Annotated in this window: 19 protein-coding genes; 8 read left to right on the top strand and 11 right to left on the bottom strand. The window is 72.1% G+C overall.

What is annotated here, in order from left to right; translation table 11 throughout:
- Positions 1–5 precede the first annotated feature (5 nt).
- Genes nadC through ACFVWD_RS34430 form a run of 4 tightly spaced genes read right to left on the bottom strand, consistent with a single transcriptional unit; the run spans position 6 to position 4,739 of the window.
- On the bottom strand, positions 6–1,031 hold the full coding sequence (nadC, locus tag ACFVWD_RS34445; RefSeq protein WP_389601829.1) for a carboxylating nicotinate-nucleotide diphosphorylase: 1,026 nt from the start codon (positions 1,029–1,031) through the stop codon (positions 6–8).
- A gap of 5 nt (positions 1,032–1,036) precedes the next feature.
- Entirely contained in the window at positions 1,037–2,821 is a 1,785-nt protein-coding gene (locus tag ACFVWD_RS34440; RefSeq protein ID WP_389601827.1) for an L-aspartate oxidase, read from the bottom strand.
- Positions 2,818–3,810 (bottom strand): pantoate--beta-alanine ligase, encoded by a 993-nt coding sequence (gene panC, locus ACFVWD_RS34435; protein ID WP_389601825.1) that lies wholly within the window; start codon positions 3,808–3,810, stop codon positions 2,818–2,820. The genes ACFVWD_RS34440 and panC overlap by 4 nt, the downstream gene beginning before the upstream one ends.
- Complete coding sequence (locus tag ACFVWD_RS34430; RefSeq protein WP_075032433.1) at positions 3,807–4,739, bottom strand: Rossmann-like and DUF2520 domain-containing protein; 933 nt, start codon at positions 4,737–4,739, stop codon at positions 3,807–3,809. Before ACFVWD_RS34430 ends, panC begins: the two co-directional genes overlap by 4 nt.
- A 173-nt stretch (positions 4,740–4,912) precedes the next feature.
- Here ACFVWD_RS34430 and ACFVWD_RS34425 point away from each other — a divergent pair, with 173 nt between their 5' ends.
- Entirely contained in the window at positions 4,913–6,109 is a 1,197-nt protein-coding gene (locus ACFVWD_RS34425; protein ID WP_389601823.1) for a threonine aldolase family protein, read from the top strand.
- A 122-nt stretch (positions 6,110–6,231) separates the two neighbouring features.
- Here the strand turns inward: ACFVWD_RS34425 and ACFVWD_RS34420 are convergent, their stop codons facing one another.
- The gene (locus tag ACFVWD_RS34420) at positions 6,232–6,450 is read right to left on the bottom strand and encodes a hypothetical protein (protein ID WP_168509988.1); all 219 of its coding nucleotides are present in this window, start codon (positions 6,448–6,450) and stop codon (positions 6,232–6,234) included.
- A 166-nt stretch (positions 6,451–6,616) separates the two neighbouring features.
- On the opposite strand from ACFVWD_RS34420, the gene ACFVWD_RS34415 reads away from it, so the two are divergent.
- Positions 6,617–7,723, top strand: a complete 1,107-nt coding sequence (locus ACFVWD_RS34415) for a DUF5937 family protein (RefSeq protein WP_168494251.1) — start codon at positions 6,617–6,619, stop codon at positions 7,721–7,723.
- Positions 7,724–7,855: 132 nt separating this feature from the next.
- Here ACFVWD_RS34415 and ACFVWD_RS34410 read toward each other — a convergent pair whose 3' ends face one another.
- The 3 genes from ACFVWD_RS34410 to ACFVWD_RS34400 all read right to left on the bottom strand — a co-directional run bounded on the left by ACFVWD_RS34410 (position 7,856) and on the right by ACFVWD_RS34400 (position 10,521).
- Positions 7,856–8,488, bottom strand: a complete 633-nt coding sequence (locus ACFVWD_RS34410) for an AAA family ATPase (protein ID WP_168494249.1) — start codon at positions 8,486–8,488, stop codon at positions 7,856–7,858.
- A gap of 86 nt (positions 8,489–8,574) precedes the next feature.
- Complete coding sequence (locus tag ACFVWD_RS34405) at positions 8,575–9,246, bottom strand: response regulator (protein WP_389601821.1); 672 nt, start codon at positions 9,244–9,246, stop codon at positions 8,575–8,577.
- 69 nt (positions 9,247–9,315) lie between these two features.
- Positions 9,316–10,521 carry a sensor histidine kinase gene (locus tag ACFVWD_RS34400; protein WP_101399903.1) on the bottom strand — a complete coding sequence of 402 codons (1,206 nt, stop codon included), beginning with the start codon at positions 10,519–10,521 and terminating at the stop codon, positions 9,316–9,318.
- 142 nt (positions 10,522–10,663) lie between these two features.
- Here ACFVWD_RS34400 and ACFVWD_RS34395 point away from each other — a divergent pair, with 142 nt between their 5' ends.
- Positions 10,664–11,782: an SAM-dependent methyltransferase gene (locus ACFVWD_RS34395; RefSeq protein ID WP_389601819.1), complete on the top strand. Its 1,119-nt coding sequence runs from the start codon at positions 10,664–10,666 to the stop codon at positions 11,780–11,782.
- Here ACFVWD_RS34395 and ACFVWD_RS34390 read toward each other — a convergent pair.
- Entirely contained in the window at positions 11,747–12,898 is a 1,152-nt protein-coding gene (locus ACFVWD_RS34390) for an NADH-quinone oxidoreductase subunit D (RefSeq protein ID WP_351700266.1), read from the bottom strand. The genes ACFVWD_RS34395 and ACFVWD_RS34390 overlap by 36 nt on opposite strands.
- 31 nt (positions 12,899–12,929) lie before the next feature.
- On the opposite strand from ACFVWD_RS34390, the gene ACFVWD_RS34385 reads away from it, so the two are divergent.
- On the top strand, positions 12,930–13,445 hold the full coding sequence (locus ACFVWD_RS34385) for a PH domain-containing protein (protein WP_389601817.1): 516 nt from the start codon (positions 12,930–12,932) through the stop codon (positions 13,443–13,445).
- A gap of 50 nt (positions 13,446–13,495) precedes the next feature.
- Complete coding sequence (locus ACFVWD_RS34380; protein WP_389601866.1) at positions 13,496–14,776, top strand: PH domain-containing protein; 1,281 nt, start codon at positions 13,496–13,498, stop codon at positions 14,774–14,776.
- Between the two features lie 130 nt (positions 14,777–14,906).
- Here the strand turns inward: ACFVWD_RS34380 and ACFVWD_RS34375 are convergent, their stop codons facing one another.
- Together ACFVWD_RS34375 and ACFVWD_RS34370 are read right to left on the bottom strand one after the other, a co-directional pair.
- The gene (locus ACFVWD_RS34375; RefSeq protein ID WP_389601815.1) at positions 14,907–16,391 is read right to left on the bottom strand and encodes a hypothetical protein; all 1,485 of its coding nucleotides are present in this window, start codon (positions 16,389–16,391) and stop codon (positions 14,907–14,909) included.
- A 256-nt stretch (positions 16,392–16,647) separates the two neighbouring features.
- The gene (locus ACFVWD_RS34370) at positions 16,648–17,778 is read right to left on the bottom strand and encodes an alpha/beta hydrolase (RefSeq protein WP_389601814.1); all 1,131 of its coding nucleotides are present in this window, start codon (positions 17,776–17,778) and stop codon (positions 16,648–16,650) included.
- A 223-nt stretch (positions 17,779–18,001) separates the two neighbouring features.
- On the opposite strand from ACFVWD_RS34370, the gene ACFVWD_RS34365 reads away from it, so the two are divergent.
- The 3 genes from ACFVWD_RS34365 to ACFVWD_RS34355 all read left to right on the top strand — a co-directional run bounded on the left by ACFVWD_RS34365 (position 18,002) and on the right by ACFVWD_RS34355 (position 21,458).
- Complete coding sequence (locus ACFVWD_RS34365; protein WP_389601812.1) at positions 18,002–19,807, top strand: phosphatidylglycerol lysyltransferase domain-containing protein; 1,806 nt, start codon at positions 18,002–18,004, stop codon at positions 19,805–19,807.
- Positions 19,808–20,106: 299 nt separating this feature from the next.
- Positions 20,107–20,967 carry a dihydropteroate synthase gene (gene folP, locus ACFVWD_RS34360; RefSeq protein WP_101399895.1) on the top strand — a complete coding sequence of 287 codons (861 nt, stop codon included), beginning with the start codon at positions 20,107–20,109 and terminating at the stop codon, positions 20,965–20,967.
- Positions 20,964–21,458 carry a nuclear transport factor 2 family protein gene (locus ACFVWD_RS34355; protein ID WP_389601810.1) on the top strand — a complete coding sequence of 165 codons (495 nt, stop codon included), beginning with the start codon at positions 20,964–20,966 and terminating at the stop codon, positions 21,456–21,458. The genes folP and ACFVWD_RS34355 overlap by 4 nt, the downstream gene beginning before the upstream one ends.
- Positions 21,459–21,633: the final 175 nt, after the last annotated feature.

The raw sequence follows: 21,633 nt of genomic DNA, 5'->3' as shown, positions 1-21,633 counted from the left end.
GGGTCCTACTCCGCCTCGTCCGTCGAGGCCTGGTCCGTCGACGCTTGGTCCGTCGACGCCTCGCGCAGGTCGAGGCCGATGTCCAGGATCGGCGAGGAGTGGGTCAGCGCGCCCACGGCCAGGAAGTCGACGCCGGTCTTCGCGTAAACCCCGGCGTTGGCGAGGGTGAGCCGCCCCGAGGCTTCGAGGAGCGCCCGGCCCTCCACGATGGCCACCGCCTCCTCGCACTCGACGGGCGTGAAGTTGTCGAGAAGGATCAGGTCGGCACCCGCGTCCACGACCTCGCGCAGCTGGTGCAGCGTGTCGACCTCGACCTCGATCGGCACCTCCGGGAAGGCCTCGCGGACGGCCTCGAAGGCCTGGGCGACGCCGCCGGCGGCGACGACGTGGTTGTCCTTGACCAGCGCCGCGTCCGACAACGACATGCGGTGGTTGACGCCGCCGCCCATGCGCACCGCGAACTTCTCCAGGGCGCGCAGGCCCGGCGTCGTCTTGCGGGTGTCGCGCACACGGGTGCTGGTGCCCTCCAGGGCGTCCGCCCACGCGCGTGTGGCGGTCGCGATGCCGGACAGCCGGCACAGCAGGTTCAGCGCGCTGCGCTCGGCGGTGAGGAGGTCGCGGGTGCGGGTGGTGACGCTGAGGAGCTTTTGGCCCTCCTCGACCCGGTCGCCGTCCTCGACGTGCCGCTCCACCTCGAACTCGTCGGTGCAGACCACGGAGATGACTGCCTCGGCCACCCGCAGGCCCGCGACGACGCCCGCGTCACGGGCGACGAAGTCGGCGGTGGAGACGGCGTCCTCGGGGATGGTCGCGACGGTCGTCACGTCCACGCCGTGGTCGAGGTCCTCCTGGATGGCGACGTTCGCGATGTCCTCGACCTCCAGCGGGTCGAGCCCGGCGTCGGCGAGGAGCTGGGCGAGCGCGGGGTCGAGGCCGCACTCCATGTACGTGTCGTCGTCCGCTTCGGCGCCGCAGCCGCAGCCGTCGCCGCAGCCGCCGCTCTGGGCGAGGGGAAGGTCGGGGGTGCTCACTGCTGTCACTGCTCCTGAAGGCGCTGGGGCACGGGGGTCCCCCCTGGTCGGGGGGAGCCGGAGGTTTGCGGGAGGGTCGGGGGGAAGTCTGCGGTGTCCGTGGTGTGTACGGCCAGCGAGCGGTCGGGATTCAGCCGTACGACGATGTGGCGGCGCCAGTCGGCGTCGTCGCGGTCGGCGTGGTCCTCGCGCCAGTGGCAGCCACGAGTCTCCTCGCGCAGGCGCGCGGCCGCGACCAGGACCCTGGCCACGCACAGGAGGTTGGTGGCCTCCCAGGTGTCGACGCCGGGCTCGGAGGTCTTGCCGTTCTCGTCGAGGGCGTCGCGGGCGTCGGTGTGGAGCTGCTGGAGCCGGCCGGTGGCGGTCGCGAGGGACTCGGCGGAGCGCAGCACACCGGCGCCCTCCGTCATGATCCGCTGGATCGTGAACCGTGCCTCGGGGGCGAGCAGGGGGTGGGCGGGCTTCTCGGGGTGCGGGACCGGTACGGGCACGCGCGCGTGGAGGCCGTTTTCCGAGCGGCTGCGCGCGATGTCCGCGGCGATGCGCTCGGCGTAGACGAGGCCTTCCAGGAGGGAGTTGGAGGCGAGCCGGTTGGCGCCGTGGACGCCGGTGCAGGCGACCTCTCCGCACGCGTAGAGGCCGGGCACCGTGGTGCGGCCGCGGGCGTCCGTGCGGACGCCTCCGGAGGCGTAGTGGGCGGCCGGGGCGACCGGGACGGGCTCGGCGACCGGGTCGATGCCGTGGGCGCGGCAGGCGGCGAGGATGGTCGGGAAGCGGTGCTCCCACATGTCGGCGCCGAAGTGCCGGGCGTCGAGGTACATGTGCTCGGCGTCCTGCTCCTGCATGCGCCGCATGATGCCCTTGGCGACGATGTCCCGGGGCGCCAGTTCGGCCAGCTCGTGCTGGCCGACCATGAAGCGCACGCCGTCCGCGTCGACCAGGTGGGCGCCCTCGCCGCGTACCGCCTCCGACACCAGCGGCTGCTGGCCCTCGGCGTCCGGGCCGAGGAAGAGCACGGTCGGGTGGAACTGGACGAATTCGAGGTCGGAGACCTCGGCGCCCGCGCGCAGGGCGAGCGCCACGCCGTCGCCCGTGGAGACCGACGGGTTCGTCGTCGCGGAGAAGACCTGGCCCATGCCGCCGGTGGCGAGGACCACGGTGGGGGCGTGGACGGCTCCCACGCCGTCGTGCTGGCCCTCTCCCATGACGTGGAGGGTCACACCCGCGGTGCGGCCGTCGGAGTCCGTGAGGAGGTCCAGGACGAGCGCGTTCTCGACCGTGCGCAGACCACGCGCGCGTACCGCCTCGACGAGTGCCCGGGAGATCTCGGCGCCCGTCGCGTCGCCGCCCGCGTGCGCGATGCGGCGGCGGTGGTGGCCGCCCTCACGGGTGAGTGCCAGCTCGCCTTCGGTGGACTCGTCGAAGTGGGCGCCGGTCTCGATCAGGCGGCGTACGGCGTCGGGGCCCTCGGTGACGAGGATGCGCACGGCGTCCTCGTCGCACAGGCCCGCGCCCGCGACGAGGGTGTCGTCGAGGTGCTGTTCGGGGGTGTCGCCGTCGCCGAGGGCCGCGGCGATGCCGCCCTGCGCCCAGCGCGTGGAGCCGTCGTCGAGGCGGGCCTTGGTGACGACGACGGTCCTCAGGCCCGCGGCCTCGCAGCGCAGTGCCGCGGTGAGGCCCGCGACGCCGGAGCCGACGACCACCACGTCCGCGGTGAGGGCCCAGCCGGGGGCGGGTGCGTGCAGTCGTATGCCAGTACCCGTAGGTGTACCTGTGCCTGTGGCGGTCACGAGGCGGCTCCGAAGGTGAGGGGGAGGTTGTCGATCAGGCGGGTCGTGCCGACCCGGGCGGCGACGGCGAGGACCGCCTCGCCGGTGAAGTCGTCCTCGATGTCGGTGAAGTCGGACGGGTCGACCAGCGCCAGGTAGTCCAGGACCAGCGGCGGCTGGAGGCGGGCGGCCTCGTCCAGGACGAGGCGGGCGGCGGCGCGGACGGCGGCGGGGCCGCCGGGTACGGCCTTGGCGACCGCGTGCGCGTCGGCGGCGGCGCGGGATTCGCCGATCGCACTGAGCGCCTCGGCACGCGCGCGCGTGGCGGGCACTTCGCGGGCCCGGGCGCGCAGGGCCTCCTGGGCGGCGTGCCGGTCGCGGCCCGCGAAGAGCGCCTGGGAGAGGGCGAGCGCGGTGCGCCGCTCCTCGGGCGAGAGGTAGCGGTTGCGGCTGGAGAGGGCGAGCCCGTCCTCCTCGCGCACGGTGGGCACGCCGACGATCTCCACGCCGAAGTTCAGGTCGCGCACCATGCGGCGGATCAGGGCGAGCTGCTGGGCGTCCTTCTGCCCGAACAGCGCCGCGTCGGGCCGGGTGAGGTGCAGCAGCTTGGCGACGACGGTGAGCATGCCGTCGAAGTGTCCGGGGCGCACGGCGCCCTCCAGGCGCTCGCCCATGGGGCCCGCGGAGAGGCGGACCTGGGGGTCGCCGCCGGGGTAGACCTCGTCCACGAAGGGGGCGAACACGGCGTCCGCGCCCGCCTCCTCGGCGATCTTGAGGTCGGCGTCGAGGGTGCGCGGGTAGCGGTCGAGGTCCTCGCCCGCGCCGAACTGGAGCGGGTTCACGAAGACCGTGACGACGACTTCGCCCTCGGGCCCGGCGATCTCGCGGGCGGCGCGGATCAGCGTGGCGTGGCCCTCGTGCAGGGCGCCCATGGTCATCACGACGGCCCGGCTGCCGCGGCGTACGCGCGCGTGCAGCTCGTCGGCGGTGCGCAGCAGGGCGGTGGTCATCGGTCGCTCCCGTCGTCGGGCAGGGTCGCGCCGTCGGCGAGTACCCCGAGGAGGTCCTCGGCGAGTTCCGGCTTCAGCAGTCCGTGGGCCAGCGCCCGGTCGGCGGTCGCGCGGGCCATCGCGAGATAGCCGGCGACGGTCCCCGGGGCGTGCTTGCGCAGTTCGGCGACGTGCGCGGCGACCGTGCCGGCGTCCCCGCGCGCGACGGGCCCGGTGAGGGCGGCGTCGCCCGACCTGAGGGCGTTGTCGAGGGCGGCGCCGAGCAGCGGGCCGAGCATCCGGTCCGGGGCCTCCACGCCGGCGGTGCGCAGCAGTTCCATGGACTCGGCGACCAGGGTCACCAGGTGGTTGGCGCCGAGCGCGAGGGCCGCGTGGTAGAGCGGGCGGGACTCCTCGGCGATCCACTCGGGCTCGCCGCCCATCTCGATCACCAGGGCCTCGGCGGCCAGGCGCAGCTGTTCGGGCGCGGTGACTCCGAAGGAGCATCCGGCGAGCCGCTGCACGTCCACGGGGGTGCCGGTGAACGTCATGGCGGGGTGCAGCGCGAGCGGCAGGGCGCCCGCCCTGAGCGCCGGGTCGAGCACCCGCGCGCCGTACCGTCCGGAGGTGTGCACGAGCAGTTGTCCGGGCCGGATGGCGCCCGTCTCGGCGAGCCCCTCGACGAGCCCGGGCAGAGCGTCGTCCGGGACGGTCAGCAGGACCAGGTCGGAGCGCTCCAGGACCTGCGCCGGGGAGAGCAGCGGCACGTCGGGCAGGAGCAGCGCCGCACGCCGCCTGGAGGCGTCGGAGACCCCGGAGACGGCCACCGGGCGGTGCCCGGCGAGCTGGAGCGCCGCGGCGAGGGCGGGGCCGACCCGGCCCGCGCCGACAACGCCGACGGTGAGCCGCGCGGGGCGGTCCTTGGGGTCTGGCTGGGGGAATGTACTCACTCGACGGCGGCCTTCCGTTCCAGTCCGCTCGGGGTACCGGACGATTTCTCGTCATGTTAACGCGATTGGTTCGAGCGTCGTTTTCGTTGTCCACAGGCTGTGGGTTTCCGCAGGTCGCGGGCGCGCGGAAAACGAGGATGCCGAGGCGGGGCTGCGCGCGACATCATCCGGGGATGAGCGATACGGCGGAAGCGACGGCGGGCCAGGACCCGGAGAGTGCGGGCCAGGACCCGGAAGAGGCGGCCGAGCGGCTGCGGGAGCGGCGGAGTGCCGCGCTGCGGGCGGCCCGGCGCGTGCTGTGGCGGCCCAGCCACCAGCACACGGTCCGGGAGCGGCTGGCCTGGCTGAACGAGGGCGCCGAGGGCGTGTACGACCTCGACCGGCCCGTCGACATCTACGGCGGCCAGATCGTCGAGACCCTGGAGGAGCGGGTCGCGGGCCTGCTCGGCAAGGAGGCGGCCGCCTTCTTCCCCACCGGCACCATGGCCCAGCAGGTCGCCCTGCGCTGCTGGGCGGGCCGCACCGGGAACCCGACCGTCGCGCTCCATGCGCTCGGCCACCCCGAGGTCCATGAGCGGCACGCGTTCAGCCAGGTCAGCGGCTTGCGCCCGGTGCGGGTGACCGACGAGCCCCGGCTGCCCACGGCCCAGGAGATACGGGACTTCGAGGAGCCCTTCGGGGCGCTGCTGCTCGAACTGCCGCTCAGGGACGCCGGTTTTGTGCTGCCTTCCTGGGAGGAACTCTCCGAGGCCGTGGAAGCCGCCCGGGATCGTGACGCGGTGGTCCACTTCGACGGAGCCCGCCTGTGGGAGTGCACCTCGCACTTCGGCCGCCCGCTGGACGAGATCGCGGGCCTCGCGGACAGCGTCTATGTGTCGTTCTACAAGTCGCTCGAAGGCTTCGGCGGGGCGGCGATCGCCGGCCCGAAGACGCTGATCGACGAGGCGAAGACCTGGCGGCACCGGTACGGCGGCATGATCCTCCAGCAGTTCCCCACGGTGCTCGCCGCGCTCATCGGCCTGGACCGGGAGCTGCCCCGGCTGCCGGAGTACGTGGCCCACGCGCGTGTGGTCGCCGCCGCCCTGCGCGAGGGTTTCACGGAGGCCAAGGTCGCCTGGGCGCGCGTCCACCCGGAAGAACCGCACACCCACCAGTTCCAGGTCTGGCTGCCGTACGACCCCGACGTCCTCACGGACGCGGCGCTGCGGCAGACCGAGGAGACGAAGACCTCGCTCTTCTCTCAGAGCTGGATGCGGGGCGGTCCGGGGCTCGCGCTCACCGAGGTCACGGTGGCGGCACCCGGTCTGGAGTGGACGGCGCAGGACGTACGGGCGGCCGTCCGGGAGTTCGTCGAGCGACTGCCCGGCTGAGCGCACACTGAGTCCGGCGCCCGGCCGACCCCGCACGGACGCCGGCGGTCGGCCACCCCGCACGGACGTCGGCGGTCGGCCACCCCGCACGGACGTCGGCGGTCGGCCACCCCGCACGGAGGTCAGCGGCCCGGGTGCGGCCGCCGTCCGCGCAGCCACCGGCCCAGGGCCTGGCGTATCCGGCCGTGGGCCGGGCGGCCCGCCACGACCGCCCGGAACCGCCGGAGGTCGCGCAGCTCGCGGGCGACCTGCCAGTCGTGCGCGCCGGGCGCCGGAGGGGCCGGCTCGCCGTGCCGACGGGCCCGGTAGCTGTCGAGCAGGTACTGCTGGGTGATGCTCATGGCTCATCGCCTCTCGGGACGGAAACGTGCGACGGGAGGGGGATCCGAAGGCCCGCGGTTGCCCCGGTCGTCCCAGATTGCGCCCGTCCTCGGTGGCTGTCGCCCCGATTGACGGTCGCCGTCAATCGAGGACGGCGTTGTCAGTGGCGGGGTGCACCATGAGGTCATGAGCGTGCACATCGACGTCACCGGGCTGCGGCAGGAGCGGATCTCCGTCGTGCCGTCGCCCCTGGCCGAGCTCTGCATGGCGCTGCACGCGCTGTCCGAGCCGGGTCACCACCCCGGGCTGCAGGGCTGGGCGACCGGTGTGACCGCCCGGCTCGACTCGCATCTCGCGGACCGGATGTGCGAGGCCGACTTCCTGTGGCGGACGACGTTCTCGGACCTGTTCCTGCCGTACGCGGGGATTCCCGGCAGGACCACGCTCCCCGGCGCCACGCTCGCCGAGGAGCTGGATCTGCTGGACAAGCTGACCGACGAGCAGTTCGTGGACGCCGCCCTGGAGTTCACCTGCGCGCTTCCGTACGCGGCGCCGGGCCGCGACACGCTCTCCGATCCGGAGTTGCAGCAGCGCGCGCTGGAGCTGGCCGCCGCGCGCGGACCCCAGCAGGTGCGGTTCAGCAAGCGGCTGCTGGACGATCCGCCGCAGATCCGGGCATGGCTGCGGCAGTTCCTGGAGGACTGCGACGAGGCCTTCTTCGCCGAGACCTGGTCCCGGCTGCGCCACCAGCTCGCGGCGGACGCCCGCCACAAGACGGACCTCCTGCGGCACAAGGGCCTGGCCGAGGCCATGGCCTCGGTGTCCCCGGCGGTGACGCTCGACGAGACCGGCCGGACGATCACGGTCGACAAGCTGGGCCAGGGCCAGACGGCCACCGGGGAGGGCGGGCTCCTCCTCGTGCCGACCAGTCTCGGCTGGCCGCACCTCATGGTGCTGCACCGCTACGGCTGGCAGCCGGTGCTGCACTACCCGGTCGGTTCCCCGGAGCTCGCGGCACCGTTCTCGCTGGAGCAGCTGACCCTGCGGATGACCGCCCTGTCCCATCCGGTCCGGATGCGGATCTGCCGCAGCCTGGCCCGCAGCGCGTTCACCACGGGCGAGCTGGCGCAGGTGAACGGGATGACGGCCCCGGAGATATCACGGCACCTGGGCGTGCTGAAGAAGGCGGGCCTGATCACCACGAGGCGCCGCGGGCGGTACGTGCTGCACCAGCTCGACGTCAGCGTCGTGGCCCGGCTGGGCAGCGACTTCCTTGAGGGCATCCTGCGCTGAGCCCTGCGGACCCACGTCGAGCTCGTCGGCCCCACGTCGAGCCCGGTGGCCCACGTCGAGGTCGGCAGACCCGCGTCGAGGTCGGCAGACCCGCGTCGAGGTCGGCAGACCCGTGTCCGGCGCTCCGGAGGCTCAGTCGAACCGGATGTGCTTGGCGCCGGTCCACGCCCGCCGCAGCCGCCCCCGCACCACCCCGTCCTTGTTCGGCGTCAGCGTCAGTCCCGCGAGCACGGCGATCCGGTCGGCCGTCTTGGCGACCGTCGTGTGATCGGTCCACAGGTGCTCCGCGAACTCCGGCTCGCGCAGCCGCTCCAGGCAGTCGTCGAGCTGCCGCACGGCCCAGCTCTCGTGCCGCAACGGGGCGTCCTTCCCGGCGACGTACTGCAGAAGGTGTCCGAAGCCGCGCTCACGCAGCCGCTTCAGTACGGTCTCGCGCTCGGCGAGAAGCGCGAAGTGCCGTACGTCGTGGCCCAGTTCGGTAAGCCGCCCGACCGTCTCCTCGAAATAGCGGGCGTTGGTGACCGTCATGGGGGCGATGACCACGCCGTCGTGTTTGCCGAGGGCGAGGTCGAGCACCTCGACCACACCCTGCCGCCAGGACGCCAAGTCCTGGAAGTCCCCGCGCAGTTCGGGCGGCAGCATGCGGCGCAGACCGAAGCCGGCGTGTTCCGGGTCGCAGACGACGCTGCCGGGCAGCCGCCGCTGGATCTCGTGTGCGGTCTGTGTCTTGCCGCCCCCGAAGGGGCCGTTGATCCACAGGAGCATGCGCAGACCCTAGTGGGCCCCGGTTACGCCCCGGTCACGCACCCACGATCGGCCCGTCGCCCCGGATCAGCGGTGCCCGTCCCGGATCAACGCTGCCCGCCCGCCCGTACGAGCCCCGTCTCGTAGGCGAGAACCACCACCTGTACCCGGTCCCGCAGCCCCAGCTTGGTCAGGATGCGCCCCACATGCGTCTTCACGGTGGCCTCGGACAGTACGAGACGGGCCGCGATCTCGCCGTTCGACAGACCCTGCGCGACCAGCACCATCACCTCGCGCTCACGGTCGGTGAGCCGCTCCAGCTCCTTGTGCTGGGGCTCCTTGCCGACGTGGGGCAGCATCGGCGCGAACCGGTCGAGCAGGCGCCGGGTGGTGGAGGGCGCGACCACGGCGTCACCGCTGTGCACGGAGCGGATGGCGGTGAGCAGCTCGCCGGGCGGCACGTCCTTGAGCATGAAGCCGGAGGCGCCCGCCTTCAGCCCGGAGAAGGCGTACTCGTCGAGGTCGAAGGTGGTGAGGATCAGCACCTTCGGCGGGTTGGGATCCGAGCAGATGCGGCGGGTGGTCTCCACACCGTCCAGCTTCGGCATGCGTACGTCCATCAGCACCACGTCGACCTCGGTCGACCGCAGGACCTGGAGGGCCTCGACGCCGTCGCCCGCCTCGGCCACGACCTCCATGTCCGGCTGGGCATCGAGCACCATCCGGAAGCCGGTGCGCAGCAGCACCTGGTCGTCGACGAGCATCACGCGGATCGCCATCGGGGTCTCTTCCCTCTCCATCAACGGTCAAAAAGCTTTGGAACTTGCCAAAAGGTGTCGTTACAGGTGTCAGTGAGCCGACTTGAGCGGCAGCAGGGCGCTGATGCGGAAGCCTCCACCGGGGCGCGGCCCCGCGTCCAGAGTGCCGCCGACCATACCGACACGCTCGCGCATCCCGATCAGGCCGTGCCCCTGGCCGTCGGCGCCGCCCTCCTCGTACAGCTCGTGGGGCGCGCCCTTGCCGTCGTCCTCGACGAGCAGTCCGAGCCCGTCGTCGAAGTAGACCAGGCGCACGCTCGCACCCGCGTTCGGGCCACCGTGCTTGCGCGTGTTGGTGAGCGCCTCCTGGACGATCCGGTACGCCGTGAGCTCCACCCCGCTGGGCAGCGGGCGCGGGGTGCCCTCGACCTTGAAGTCGACGGGCAGGCCCGAGGTGCGGCACTGCTCGATGAGGTCGTCGAGCTGCTCGACGTCGGGCTGCGGCACGTACTCACCGCTCTCCTGGTGCTCGCCGGTACGCAGCACGCCGAGCAGGCGGCGCATCTCGGCGAGGGCCTGGCGGCCGGTCCCGGAGATGGTCTCGAGGGCCTTCCTGGCCTGCTCGGGGGCGGCGTCCATGACGTACGCGGCACCGTCCGCCTGGACCACCATCACCGAGACGTTGTGCGCGACCACGTCGTGCAGTTCTCGGGCGATCCGGGCGCGCTCGGCGGCGACGGCCACCTTGGCCTGCGCCTCGCGCTCCTTCTCCAGGCGGGCGGCGCGCTCCTCCAGCTGGGCGAGGTAGGCGCGTCGGGTGCGGATGGAGTCACCGAGGACCCAGGCGAGCGCGAACGGAACCGTCTGGAAGATCACTATCAGGACGGCGCCCAGCGGACCCTGATCCCTCAGGGGCCAGCGGAGCTGCCCGACGGTCGCCGCACACAGGCCCCCGATCAGCCCGAGGCGCGAAGCCCAGCGGGCACCGTCCGCGGCGACGGTGTAGATGATCACCAACATCGCGAAGTCCGCGGGCGCCGGCGGGACGTCCAGGACCACCTGTGCGACACCTACCACTGCGGCCAGGACCAGCATTTTTTCGGGCATGAGACGGCGCAGCGCGACGACCGCACTCAGTACGACGGCGATCGGGAGCGCCGCGGCGAGCGACCCGCGCTGGTCGGAGGCGCCGTTGACATTGGTCAGGCTCACGCCGGAGATCCCGAGCAGGACGACGGCCCAGAAGCTGTCGACCCACGTCGGGTGCCTGCGGAGGAAGTCATAGAGGCGCTGCACGTAACCCAGCGTAGGGAAGCATGCAGTGTGCAGGGGTCAACCGGAGGGTCGATCCGCAAGAGGCGCTCGTACTCCCCAAGGTGGATGCTCCCCCGCCCGAGACGGCTAGGGCCTGTCTTTCAGGGGGGCCTAGCCTGGTGCAGTGAGACGTGTGGTGACAGGTACGTGGCGAGGTTGGCGCGAGGCCACTGAGGAGGCCCTGTACGGGCCCTCCGGCTTCTATCGCGGGCCCGAGGGGCCGGCCGGGCACTTCCGTACGTCGGTGCACGCGTCCCCGCTGTTCGCCGCGGCCGTCGCCCGGCTGCTGTGCCGGGTCGACGAGGCCCTCGGCCGCCCTGCCGAGCTCGCCTTCGTGGACATGGCGGCGGGCCGCGGTGAGCTGGTGACCGGTGTCCTGGCCGCGCTCCCCGCCGAAGTGGCCTCCCGCGCGCGCGGGTACGCCGTCGAACGTGCCGACCGCCCCGCCGGTCTCGATCACCGGATCGAGTGGCTCACCCAGCCCCCGAAGGGGATCACCGGGCTGCTGTTCGCCAACGAGTGGCTGGACAACGTGCCGGTGGACGTGGCGGAGGTGGACGCGACGGGCGTACCCCGGCTGGTTCTCGTACGGGGTGACGACGGGGCCGAGCGCCTGGGTGAGCCCGTGGCCGGGGCGGCGGCGAAGTGGCTGCGGAGGTGGTGGCCACTGGCCCCCGAAGAGGCGCCTTTCCCGGGGACGCCCTCCGAAGAGGTGCCCTTCGAGGGGGCCCGCGCCGAGATCGGCGTCCCTAGAGACACCGCTTGGGCCAGTGCGGTCGCCTCCGTGGACCGGGGTCTCGCCGTCGCCGTCGACTACGCGCACTTCGCCGCCGCGCGACCGCCTTTCGGGACACTCACCGGCTTCCGCGAGGGCCGGGAGACGGTGCCCGTGCCGGACGGCTCGTGCGACATCACGGCGCATGTGGCGCTGGACGCGTGCGCGCTGCCCGGAGGACGCGTGGTGACCCAGCGGGCGGCCTTGCGCGCGCTCGGCGTGAGCGGCGCCCGGCCGGCGCTCACGCAAGCCGCCACGGACCCCACCGCCTACGTACGCGCTCTGGCGGGCGCAGGGGAAGCCGCCGAACTCACCGCGACCGGCGGCCTGGGTGACTTCGGCTGGCTGCTCCAGCCGGTTGGAATTCCAAACCCGGTGATCGACGACCTGCTTGCCGACGATCCGCTGGCCGACGGCCTACTAGTCGACGGCCTACTTGTCGATGTCCCCGACCACGAAGAACAGTGACCCCAGGATCGCCACCATGTCCGCGACCAGCGTCCCGGGCAGCAGCTCCACCAGCGCCTGGATGTTGTTGAACGAGGCCGAGCGCAGCTTCAGCCGGTACGGGGTCTTCTCGCCCTTGCTGACCAGGTAGTAGCCGTTGATCCCGAGGGGGTTCTCGGTCCAGGCGTAGGTGTGTCCCTCGGGCGCCTTCAGGACCTTCGGGAGGCGCTGGTTGATCGGCCCGGGCGGAAGGTCCGCGAGCCGGTCGAGACAGGCGTCCGCGAGGTCGAGCGCGTTGTGCGTCTGCCCGAGGAGGCACTCGAAGCGGGCCAGGCAGTCGCCCTCCTGGCGGGTGACGACCTTCAGGGTGTCCTGGAGCTCCCCGTAGGCGAGGTACGGCTCGTCCCGGCGCAGGTCGAAGTCGACGCCCGAGGCGCGGGCGATCGGCCCGCTCACTCCGTAGGCGTGCACGGTCTCCGGCGCGAGGGCGCCCACGCCCCGCGTACGTCCCCGGAAGATCTCGTTGCCGAGCACCAGGTCGTCGTACACGCCCATCCGCGAGCGCAGGGCCGTGACGGCGCCGCGCGCGCGGGTCGTCCAGCCGGCCGGAAGGTCCTCCTTGAGGCCGCCGACGCGGTTGAACATGTAGTGCATCCGCCCGCCGGAGATCTCCTCCATGACGTGCTGGAGTTCCTCGCGCTCCGTGAAGGCGTAGAAGATCGGGGTGATCCCGCCCAGCTCCAAGGGGTACGAGCCCAGGAACATCAAGTGGTTCAGGACCCGGTTGAGCTCCGCGAGGAGTGTGCGCATCCACACGGCGCGCTCGGGGACCTCCATGCCGAGCATCCGCTCCACGGCGAGGACCACGCCCAGCTCGTTCGAAAAGGCCGAAAGCCAGTCGTGGCGGTTGGCGAGCATGACGATCTGGCGGTAGTCGCGCGCCTCGAAGAGCTTCTCCGCGCCGCGGTGCATATAGCCGATCACCGGCTCCGCGTGCTGGATCCGCTCACCGTCCAGGACCAGCTTCAGCCGCAGCACACCGTGCGTGGACGGGTGCTGGGGTCCGATGTTGAGCACCATGTCGGTGCTCTCCGCGGCGCCGCCGATACCGACCATGGTCTCCGTCGTAGGAGTCATGGGGACAGTCTGTCGTACGTACCCTTGCGGCATGGATACGGGGAGCGCGGAGACCGCGGGAAACACCGTGGGAAGCACGGCGGCGGAGCCGGTCTGGACCGGGCTGCCGCCGGGGCTGCTGCGGATGCGCCGGCTGCTGCTGGTGGTGTGGCTGGGACTGCTGACGATCGTCCTTGGGCTGCTTCTCGCGGTGTTCGCGGGCGCCGTCTGGGCGGCCTTCGCACTGCTGCCGTTGGCCCTGCTGGTGTGGGGCTGGGGAATGCTGGGGCGCAACTGGCGCTCCTGGCGGTACGCCGAGCGCGCGGACGACCTGCTGATCAGCCGGGGTGTGCTGTTCCGCGAGGAGACCGTGGTGCCGTACGGACGGATGCAACTGGTCGAGGTGACCTCCGGACCCGTGGAGCGGCACTTCGGACTGGCGAGCGTGCAGCTGCACACGGCGGCCGCCGCGACCGACGCGTGCATCCCGGGCCTGGACCCGGCCGAGGCCGAGCGGCTGCGTGACCGGCTGACCGAGCTGGGCGAGGCCCGATCGGCGGGGCTGTGAGCACGCCGGCGCCCGGCGCGGAGGACGCCATACCGGAGGAGAAGCCGCTGATGGAGCGGCGGCTGCACCCCGTGACGCCGTTCCGGCGCGCCTGGGCGCCGGTCGCCGTGGTCGCCGGATGGGCCGTGCACGACCCCAACCAGGCGCAGGAGCAGCTGACCAGGCTGACGACGACCGCGCTGCTCATCGGGCTCGCCGTCGTCGTCCCGGCCGCCGCCCTCTACGGCTTTCTGAGCTGGTGGTTCACGCACTTCGCGGTGACCGAGACCGAACTGCGCATCCGCACCGGGCTGTTGTTCCGGCGCACCGCGCACATCCGGCTCGACCGCCTGCAGGCCGTCGACGTCACCCAGCCGCTGCTGGCCCGCGTCGCGGGCGTCACCAAGCTCAAACTCGACGTCATAGGAACGGACAAGAAGGACGAACTCGCCTTCCTCGGCGAGGACGAGGCCCGCGCCCTGCGCGCCGAACTCCTCGCCCGCGCCGCCGGTTTCGCCCCCGAGACGGCTCACGAGGTCGGCGAGGCGCCGGTGCGGCAGCTGCTGCACGTGCCCGCGGGCTTCCTCGCCGTCTCCCTCGTCCTCACCGGCGCCACCTGGGGTTCCCTGGCCGCCGCGCTCGTCGTACCCCCGTTCCTGTGGTTCACCACCCACAGCGTGTGGACGGTCCTCGCCACCGGGGTGCCACTGCTCGGCGCCGCGGGCGCGAGCAGCGTGGGGCGGTTCGTCGGCGAGTACGACTGGACGGTGGGCGAGTCCCCGGACGGGCTGCGCATCGACCACGGCCTCCTCGACCGTACGCACGAGACGGTGCCGCCCGGACGTGTGCAGACCGTACGGATCGTCGAGCCGCTGCTGTGGCGGCGACGCGGCTGGGTACGGGTGGAACTCGACGTGGCGGGGTCCTCGAACTCCGTCCTCGTGCCCGTCGCTCCGCGCGAGGTCGCCGAGTCGGTGATCGCGCGGGTGCTGCCGGGTGTGACGGTGCCGTCCGGCCTGTCCCGGCCGCCGCGCCGCGCCTGGTGGTGCGCGCCGCTGTGGTGGCGGGGGTACGGGCTCGCCGTCACCGACACCGTCTTCGCGGCGCGTCACGGGCTGCTGCGCCGCCGCCTCTCGCTCGTACCGCACGCGAAGGTGCAGAGCGTACGGCTGACGCAGGGGCCCTGGGAGCGCTTCAGGGGCGTCGCCGACGTCCATGTGGACACGGGGGCCAACCACACGGTGACGGCGCGGCTGCGGGACGCCTCGGAGGCCGCGGAGCTTCTTCAGGCGCAGGCCGACCGGTCACGGACGGGTCGGCGCGAGGCGCGGCCGGACCGGTGGATGGCGTGAGACGGCGTGAGACGGCGTGACATGACGTAAGCCGATGTGAATCGGCGTGAATCGGCGTGCGGCCTGAGACGACGCGAGGGCAGTGGCCCGAGCCACTGCCCTCATGTGCGTGAGTCACGTACGGGCGACTTCAGGAAGCCGCGGTCCGCAGCTCCGTCAGGTCGATGTGCTCGGTCTCGTCGTGCGCGGTCAGGTCGATGACCTGGCCGACACCGCGGGACCCTTCGTCGACGGGCTTGAAACCGGACTCGGTCTCGGCCTTGTGCAGGGCGAGCGCCTCCTGTCCGACCACGTCCGCGAGGTCCTCGTTCTGCATGGCCTCCATGGCGGCCGAGGACGTCCCCTTCTGCGTACCGAAGAAGTCGAACCCGCCCTCGACCGAGGGGCGCCGCACGGGCGCGGCCGGGGCGACGGCCACCGCGGTCGGAACGGTGAAGTGCCCGGAGGCACGGGCGGGCTTCGTAGGCTTCACCGGGTGGGCCGCCGGGGCGGCCGGCTCCGCCTCGCTGGACGCCGCGCGTGCGGTGGGGACGGGCAGCGCCGCCGTCTTGGCGTCGGTCAGGGGGCGATTGCCCTTCGGAGGACCGTCCGTCGGGGGTTCTCCGTCTTCGGATCCTCCCTTGGCGGACTCTCCCTTGGCGAGCTCTCCTTTGGCGGACTCGCGCTCGTCGGAGGCGGGGGCACCGGCATCAGCCTCGGAATCCGAGGCGGCTGCGGTTTCGACCTCGGCTTCGGAGTCGGCCTCAGTGTCACCTTCGGCTTCGGCGCCGGGCTTCCCATCGTCGTCCGGATCGGTGTCCGGGTCGGTGTCCGGTTCAGTGTCCGCGTCGGAGACGTCGGTCGCCGCGGCGCCGGTCGTGATCCGGCTCAGCGCGGCGTCGGCACGCAGGAAGAGCGACGACCCGGCCGGGGAGAAGACCTGGGGAGACGCGGGCGCGTCCGTCGACTCCTCGGCGGCGTCCTCCGCCTCCACGGTGGTCACGTCTTCGCCGGTGACACCACCCTCGGTGTCCTCACCAGTGCCTTCGTTCATGTCCTCGTCCGTGGCAGCCACGCCCCCGGGAGCCTCCGGCTCCGCCGAGTCCACGGCGTCCACGGATTCCGCGGACTCCACCGACTCCACGGTCTGAGTCGCGGCGGGCAGCGCGCGAGCGGGGGCCACCGTCTCTATTTCGAGCAGCCGGCGCCCCTCCAGGGCGCTCGCCCGCTCCGTCTCCGCCGTGGCGTACCGCCGCAGCAGCGCCGCGTGTTCGTTGCGCAGGCCCGCCAGCTCCGTCCGCCTTGCGCGCAGCTTGTGCTCGAGCTTGGTGCGCAGCTCGCGCGACTCATCAAGGTCGGTCTCGAGCTCGGCGACGCGCTCCTCGTGACGCCACTCGTCACTCGCACGCGCGCGCGTGAGGTCCGCGACGCGCTTGCCCGCCGCCGTGTCCCAGCGGCGCATGACGACGCCGCCCACGACGGCGGTCACCGCGGCGGCCGCGGCCAAGGCGCGAAGCACCGTTGGTTCCGTGAACAGCCAGGGCCCCACGGCGCAGACGAGCGAGACGCCTGCGATCGCCGAAGGAGGCAGCAGCCGGTGCAGAGGTGGGGAATGGCGGTGACGTCCACGTGGCATGGCCAGAAACTTACCGCGCGTAGGCGAATCTTGGAGCCCCGCCCGGTAAAAACACGGCTACCCCAGGGGCTTCGCACCGCCTCAGCCGCCTATAAGGGCAACGCCTTGTCCCACAAGGGCTCCCGCTTGCCCCGCAATGCGGCCACTTGTTGATCAATTCCCTTGAGTTCGCGTGATTCGACAGATTCGAGGGGCTCCAGGAATTCCAGGAGGCTCGCGCGTATCACGAGGGCCCCCACGTATTCGGGGACGCCTGTCAGCTGTCGCTCAGCCGCCCGCTGAGCCACTGAAGCGTCGCCGGGATCTCCCGCCGCCACGTGTTGAAGTTGTGGCCGCCGCTGTCGAGGATTATCGACGCGATCTGGGTGCGGTGCTTGGACTGCACGAGGCTGATGAACTTGAGGGTCTCCTTGTAGTTGTGCTCGCCCACCTTGCTGCTGGTGACCAGCAGCGATGTGTCGGGGGCGGGCTTGTGCTGCATGAACCAGCGCAGGTCCGCGCTGTTGCGCAGCTCCTTGTTCCCATGGAAGAGGTCGCCCGTCGTGGGGTCGATCGGTGCCTTGTAGTACGGCGACAGACCCGCCGCGGCGGCGTACGCCTCGGGGTGGTGCAGCGCGAGCTTCAGCGCGCAGTAGCCGCCCGTGGAGTCGCCGACGATGCCCCAGCTTCCGGGCTTTTTGCCCACCCTGTAGTGAGCCGACACGGCATCGGGGAGGTCCTTGGCGAAGAACTTCTCGGTCTGCGGACCACCCGGGATGTCCACACACTCCGTGTCGCGCGGGGGCGCGACCGTCGGCCTCATCATGACGAGGATCATCGGCTGCATCTGCCCGTTCTTGGACAAGTCGTGGGCCGTCTGCGGATAGTGCAGACCCTTGATGAGCGCCGCGGCGGTGCCCGGGTAGCCGGTGAGAATCGTGGCCGCCGGGAAAGTGCGGGTGCGGTAGCGCGACTGGAAGTACTCCGGGGGAAGGTAGACGAACGCGGGCGTGGCGATGTGCGTCGTACGGCCGACGATGTTGACCTTCTGGATCTGGCCGCCGATCTGCGGCCGGGTCCCGCCCGACACGCTCACCGGCTGGGTGTCGACCACTTGGAGAGGCCCGCCATCGGAACCGCCCCGGCCGCCGTGGTAGACGACCACGCCCTGGCCGCTCTCCTGACCGAAGAGGTCCGCCCAGCTCGCGTAGAACCCGAACGCCTGGTTGGCGTACAGGCCGATCGAAGCGAAGATCGCCACCTGCGTGACCAGAAGCAGTCCGACCCGTCCGCTGACGGCCCGCCAGTTGCGCCGCGCCAGCCGCGGCCACCACCACACCGTGCCGACGAACAGCAGCACGGCGAACAGAACCGCCAGCACCAGCACCTTGTTGCTCGTGAGACCCATGAGCTGTCCTGCCTGCGCTTTCCGCCCCGGGCCGACCCGCTCCGTCGCGGTGCCTTGCCCTGGACTTTCCTTGCCTTTTGAACCGGCTTTCCGCTGGGGAGTGAACCTGAGTCCCCAAGACACCGTCCTAGAGGGCGCAATGTCGCCGGATGCCGGAATGGCGCCGGATTCAAGGTCTCTCGCAGAACTACGGGATGCGATGTCTGTCAGGATAGATGGGGAAATGTCGAGCGAGGTTCCAGACCGCACGGGCAGGACGCGACGCATACTCCGTGGTCCGCGCCCAGAGGCCGTTCCCGCCCTCGTCGCCAGGGCCTGCACACTCGTGGGGGTCCTGGACATCGCCGCGGGGGTCTTCCCGCGCTTCCGGCGCAGCCGTATGCACACCATGGCCGAGGTGCTGCCCGGATCGTTCGGCCCCTTCGCCGCGGCGCTGTCGCTCAGCGCGGGCGTACTCCTGCTGCTGCTCGCACACGGGCTGCGGCGCCGCAAGCGCCGGGCGTGGCGGGCCGCCGTGGTCCTGCTGCCGGCGGGTGCCGTCGCCCAGTTCGCGTACCGGCATTCGATCATCGGCGTCGTCATCTCCCTCGCGCTGCTCGCGCCGCTGCTGCGCCACCGGAGCGAGTTCGCCGCCCTGCCCGATCCACGCAGCCGCTGGCGGGCGCTCGCCAACTTCGTCCTCATGGGCGCCGGTTCCCTCGTCCTCGGACTGGTCATCGTCAGCGCCCACCAGAACCGGATGGTCGGCGACCCGAGCCTGGCCGACCGCATCACGCACGTCCTGTACGGCCTGGTCGGCTTCGAAGGCCCCGTCGACTACGCCGGATCCACGTCCTGGACGGTCGCCTTCTCGCTCGGCGCGCTCGGCTGGCTGACCGCCGTCACGACGATCTACCTGGCCTTCCGGCCCGAGCACCCCGCCGCCCGCCTCACGGAGGACGACGAGACCCGGCTGCGGGCCCTGCTGGACAAGCACGGCCGCCGCGACTCGCTCGGCCACTTCGCGCTCCGCCGCGACAAGGCCGTCGTCTTCTCCCCCAGCGGCAAGGCGGCCGTCACCTACCGCGTCGTCTCCGGCGTGATGCTCGCCAGTGGCGACCCCATCGGTGACGTCGAGGCCTGGCCCGGCGCCATCGAACGCTTCATGGACGAGGCCAAGGCCCACTCCTGGACTCCCGCCGTCATGGGCTGCTCGGAGACGGGCGGCGAGGTGTGGACCCGCGAGACCGGCCTCGACGCCCTCGAACTCGGCGACGAGGCGGTGGTGGACGTCGCGGATTTCTCCCTGTCCGGACGCGCGATGCGCAACGTGCGTCAAATGGTGAAGCGCATCGAACGGGCTGGCTACGAGACCCGGGTGCGGCGCATCCGTGACCTCAGCGAGGGCGAGCTGGAGCGGATACGGCGCGCGGCCGAGGCCTGGCGCGGCACGGACACCGAGCGCGGCTTCTCCATGGCGCTCGGCCGCATCGGCGACCCGTCCGACGGCGACTGCCTGGTCGCCACCGCCCACAAGGCGGACGACGCGCTCGGCCCGTACGGCGACCTGAAGGCCGTCCTGCACTTCGTCCCCTGGGGCACGGACGGGGTCTCCCTCGACCTCATGCGCCGCGACCGCTCGGCCGACCCCGGCATGAACGAACTCCTCATCGTGGCGGCGCTCGAGGCGTCCCCGCGTCTGGACATCACGCGGATCTCGCTCAACTTCGCGATGTTCCGCTCGGCGCTGGCACGCGGCGAGAAGATCGGCGCGGGGCCGGTGCTGCGGGCCTGGCGAGGCCTGCTCGTCTTCCTCTCGCGCTGGTTCCAGATCGAGTCCCTGTACAAGTTCAACGCGAAGTTCCGCCCCCGCTGGGAGCCCCGCTTCGTCGTTTACCGCTCCACCCGCGACCTCCCACGCATCGGCATCGCCGCCATGCAGGCCGAGGGCTTCGTGAACCTGGCCCTCCCGAGCCTGCTGCGCCGCCGCACACCGGCTCCGCGCCCGTGCGCCCACGGCGTGGCGGAACGCGGGGTCAGGGCGGCGTAGTCCCCCTGAACAGGCCCGAGCGAGGGCCCCTACCCCAGCCCTGGGGACCCTCGCTCGGGCCACAGCCTCCCCCAGGGCCCGATATCAACACATCCGCCCTTTTCGAGGAGACTGCTCGCCCGACCGAGACCGCACCCCGAGGGCGCTCCTGACCCTCCCGAGACCACACCCCGACGGAACTGCCCGGCCGATCGAGTCGGGTGAGTGCGCGGGAAACAGGCCGCGAAGCGGCCAAAAGACCCCCGCCGGAGCGAACCCGCAGACGATTCGGCCCCCCGCCGGAGGCCTAGGCTGGACGCATGAACTCCGAGCGCCGCCGCGGCCACGTCGCGGGACTGCCGACCTGGGACCGCTGCGCGGTCATGGGGGTCGTCAACGTGACCCCCGATTCCTTCTCCGACGGCGGCCGCTGGTTCGACACGACGGCCGCCGTCAAACACGGCCTCGACCTGGTCACCGAGGGCGCCGACCTGGTGGACGTCGGCGGTGAGTCCACCCGCCCCGGCGCGACCCGCGTCGACGAGGCGGAGGAGCTCAAGCGTGTCATCCCGGTCGTCCGCGGCCTCGCCTCCGAGGGCGTCACCGTCTCCGTCGACACCATGCGCGCGTCCGTCGCCGAGCAATCGCTCGCCGCGGGCGCCGCCCTCGTCAACGACGTGAGCGGCGGTCTCGCCGACCCCGCGATGATCCCCGCCGTCGCCGCGGCCGGCGCACCCTTCGTGGTCATGCACTGGCGCGGCTTCCTCGAGGGCGGCAACGTGAGGGGGACGTACGCGGACGTCGTCTCCGAAGTCGCCGACGAGCTGCACGCACGTGTGGAGGCCGTTCTGGCGGGCGGCATCGCCCCCGACCGCATCGTCGTCGACCCGGGCCTCGGCTTCTCCAAGGACTCCGAGCACGACCTGTCGCTGCTCGCCCACCTCGACCGGCTGAGCGAACTCGGCCACCCCCTGCTCGTCGCCGCCTCCCGCAAGCGGTTCCTGGGCCGCGTACTGGCGGGCCCTGAGGGCGCCCCGCCGCCGGCCCGCGAACGGGACGCCGCCACCGCCGCAGTGTCCGCGCTCGCCGCCCACCAGGGTGCCTGGGCGGTCCGCGTCCACGAGGTACGGGCCACCGCCGACGCCGTACGAGTCGCCCGGGCCGTAGAGGGAGCCCAGTGAGCGCACCCCGCACCGACGTCGAGCAGGTCGAACTCGCCAACACCGCCTTCTACGAAGCACTCGAGCAGGGTGACTTCGAAGGACTGTCGTCGCTGTGGCTGGCCCCCCTGGACACCGCCGACGACGACATCGAGGGCGACGGCGCGGTGATCTCCTGCGTCCACCCCGGCTGGCCGGTCCTCAACGGCCGCGGCGAGGTCCTGCGCTCGTACGCGTTGATCATGGCGAACACGGAGTACATCCAGTTCTTCCTCACAGATGTGCACGTCTCCGTCACGGGCGACACCGCGCTGGTGACCTGCACCGAGAACATCCTCAGCGGCGGCCCCGCCCCCGAGGACAGCGACGAGCTCGGCCCGCTCGTCGGCCAGCTGGTCGTCGCCACGAACGTGTTCCGCCGCACGGCCGACGGCTGGAAGCTCTGGTCGCACCACGCCTCACCCGTACTCGCCGAATCGGGCGAGGAGGAGGACGAGGACACCCCCGGCTGAGGACGAGAACACCCCCGCTGAGCCCCCGGACACCCCCGGTCGGGTGGGCGGGCGGTCCACTGGCACCAAGGAGTGGTTGGAATCACGAACCGCTGGGTAGGGGCGGCTACCAACCCGTGAGCCGCCGTGTTCCCCAGGGGAAACGCCCGATGAAGCCTCAAGACCATCATGTGGG

This window comes from Streptomyces sp. NPDC058086 (genome assembly GCF_042885015.1).
In the GTDB taxonomy this organism is placed as follows: Bacteria; Actinomycetota; Actinomycetes; order Streptomycetales; family Streptomycetaceae; genus Streptomyces.
This window is presented reverse-complemented; position numbering and strand designations above follow the sequence as displayed.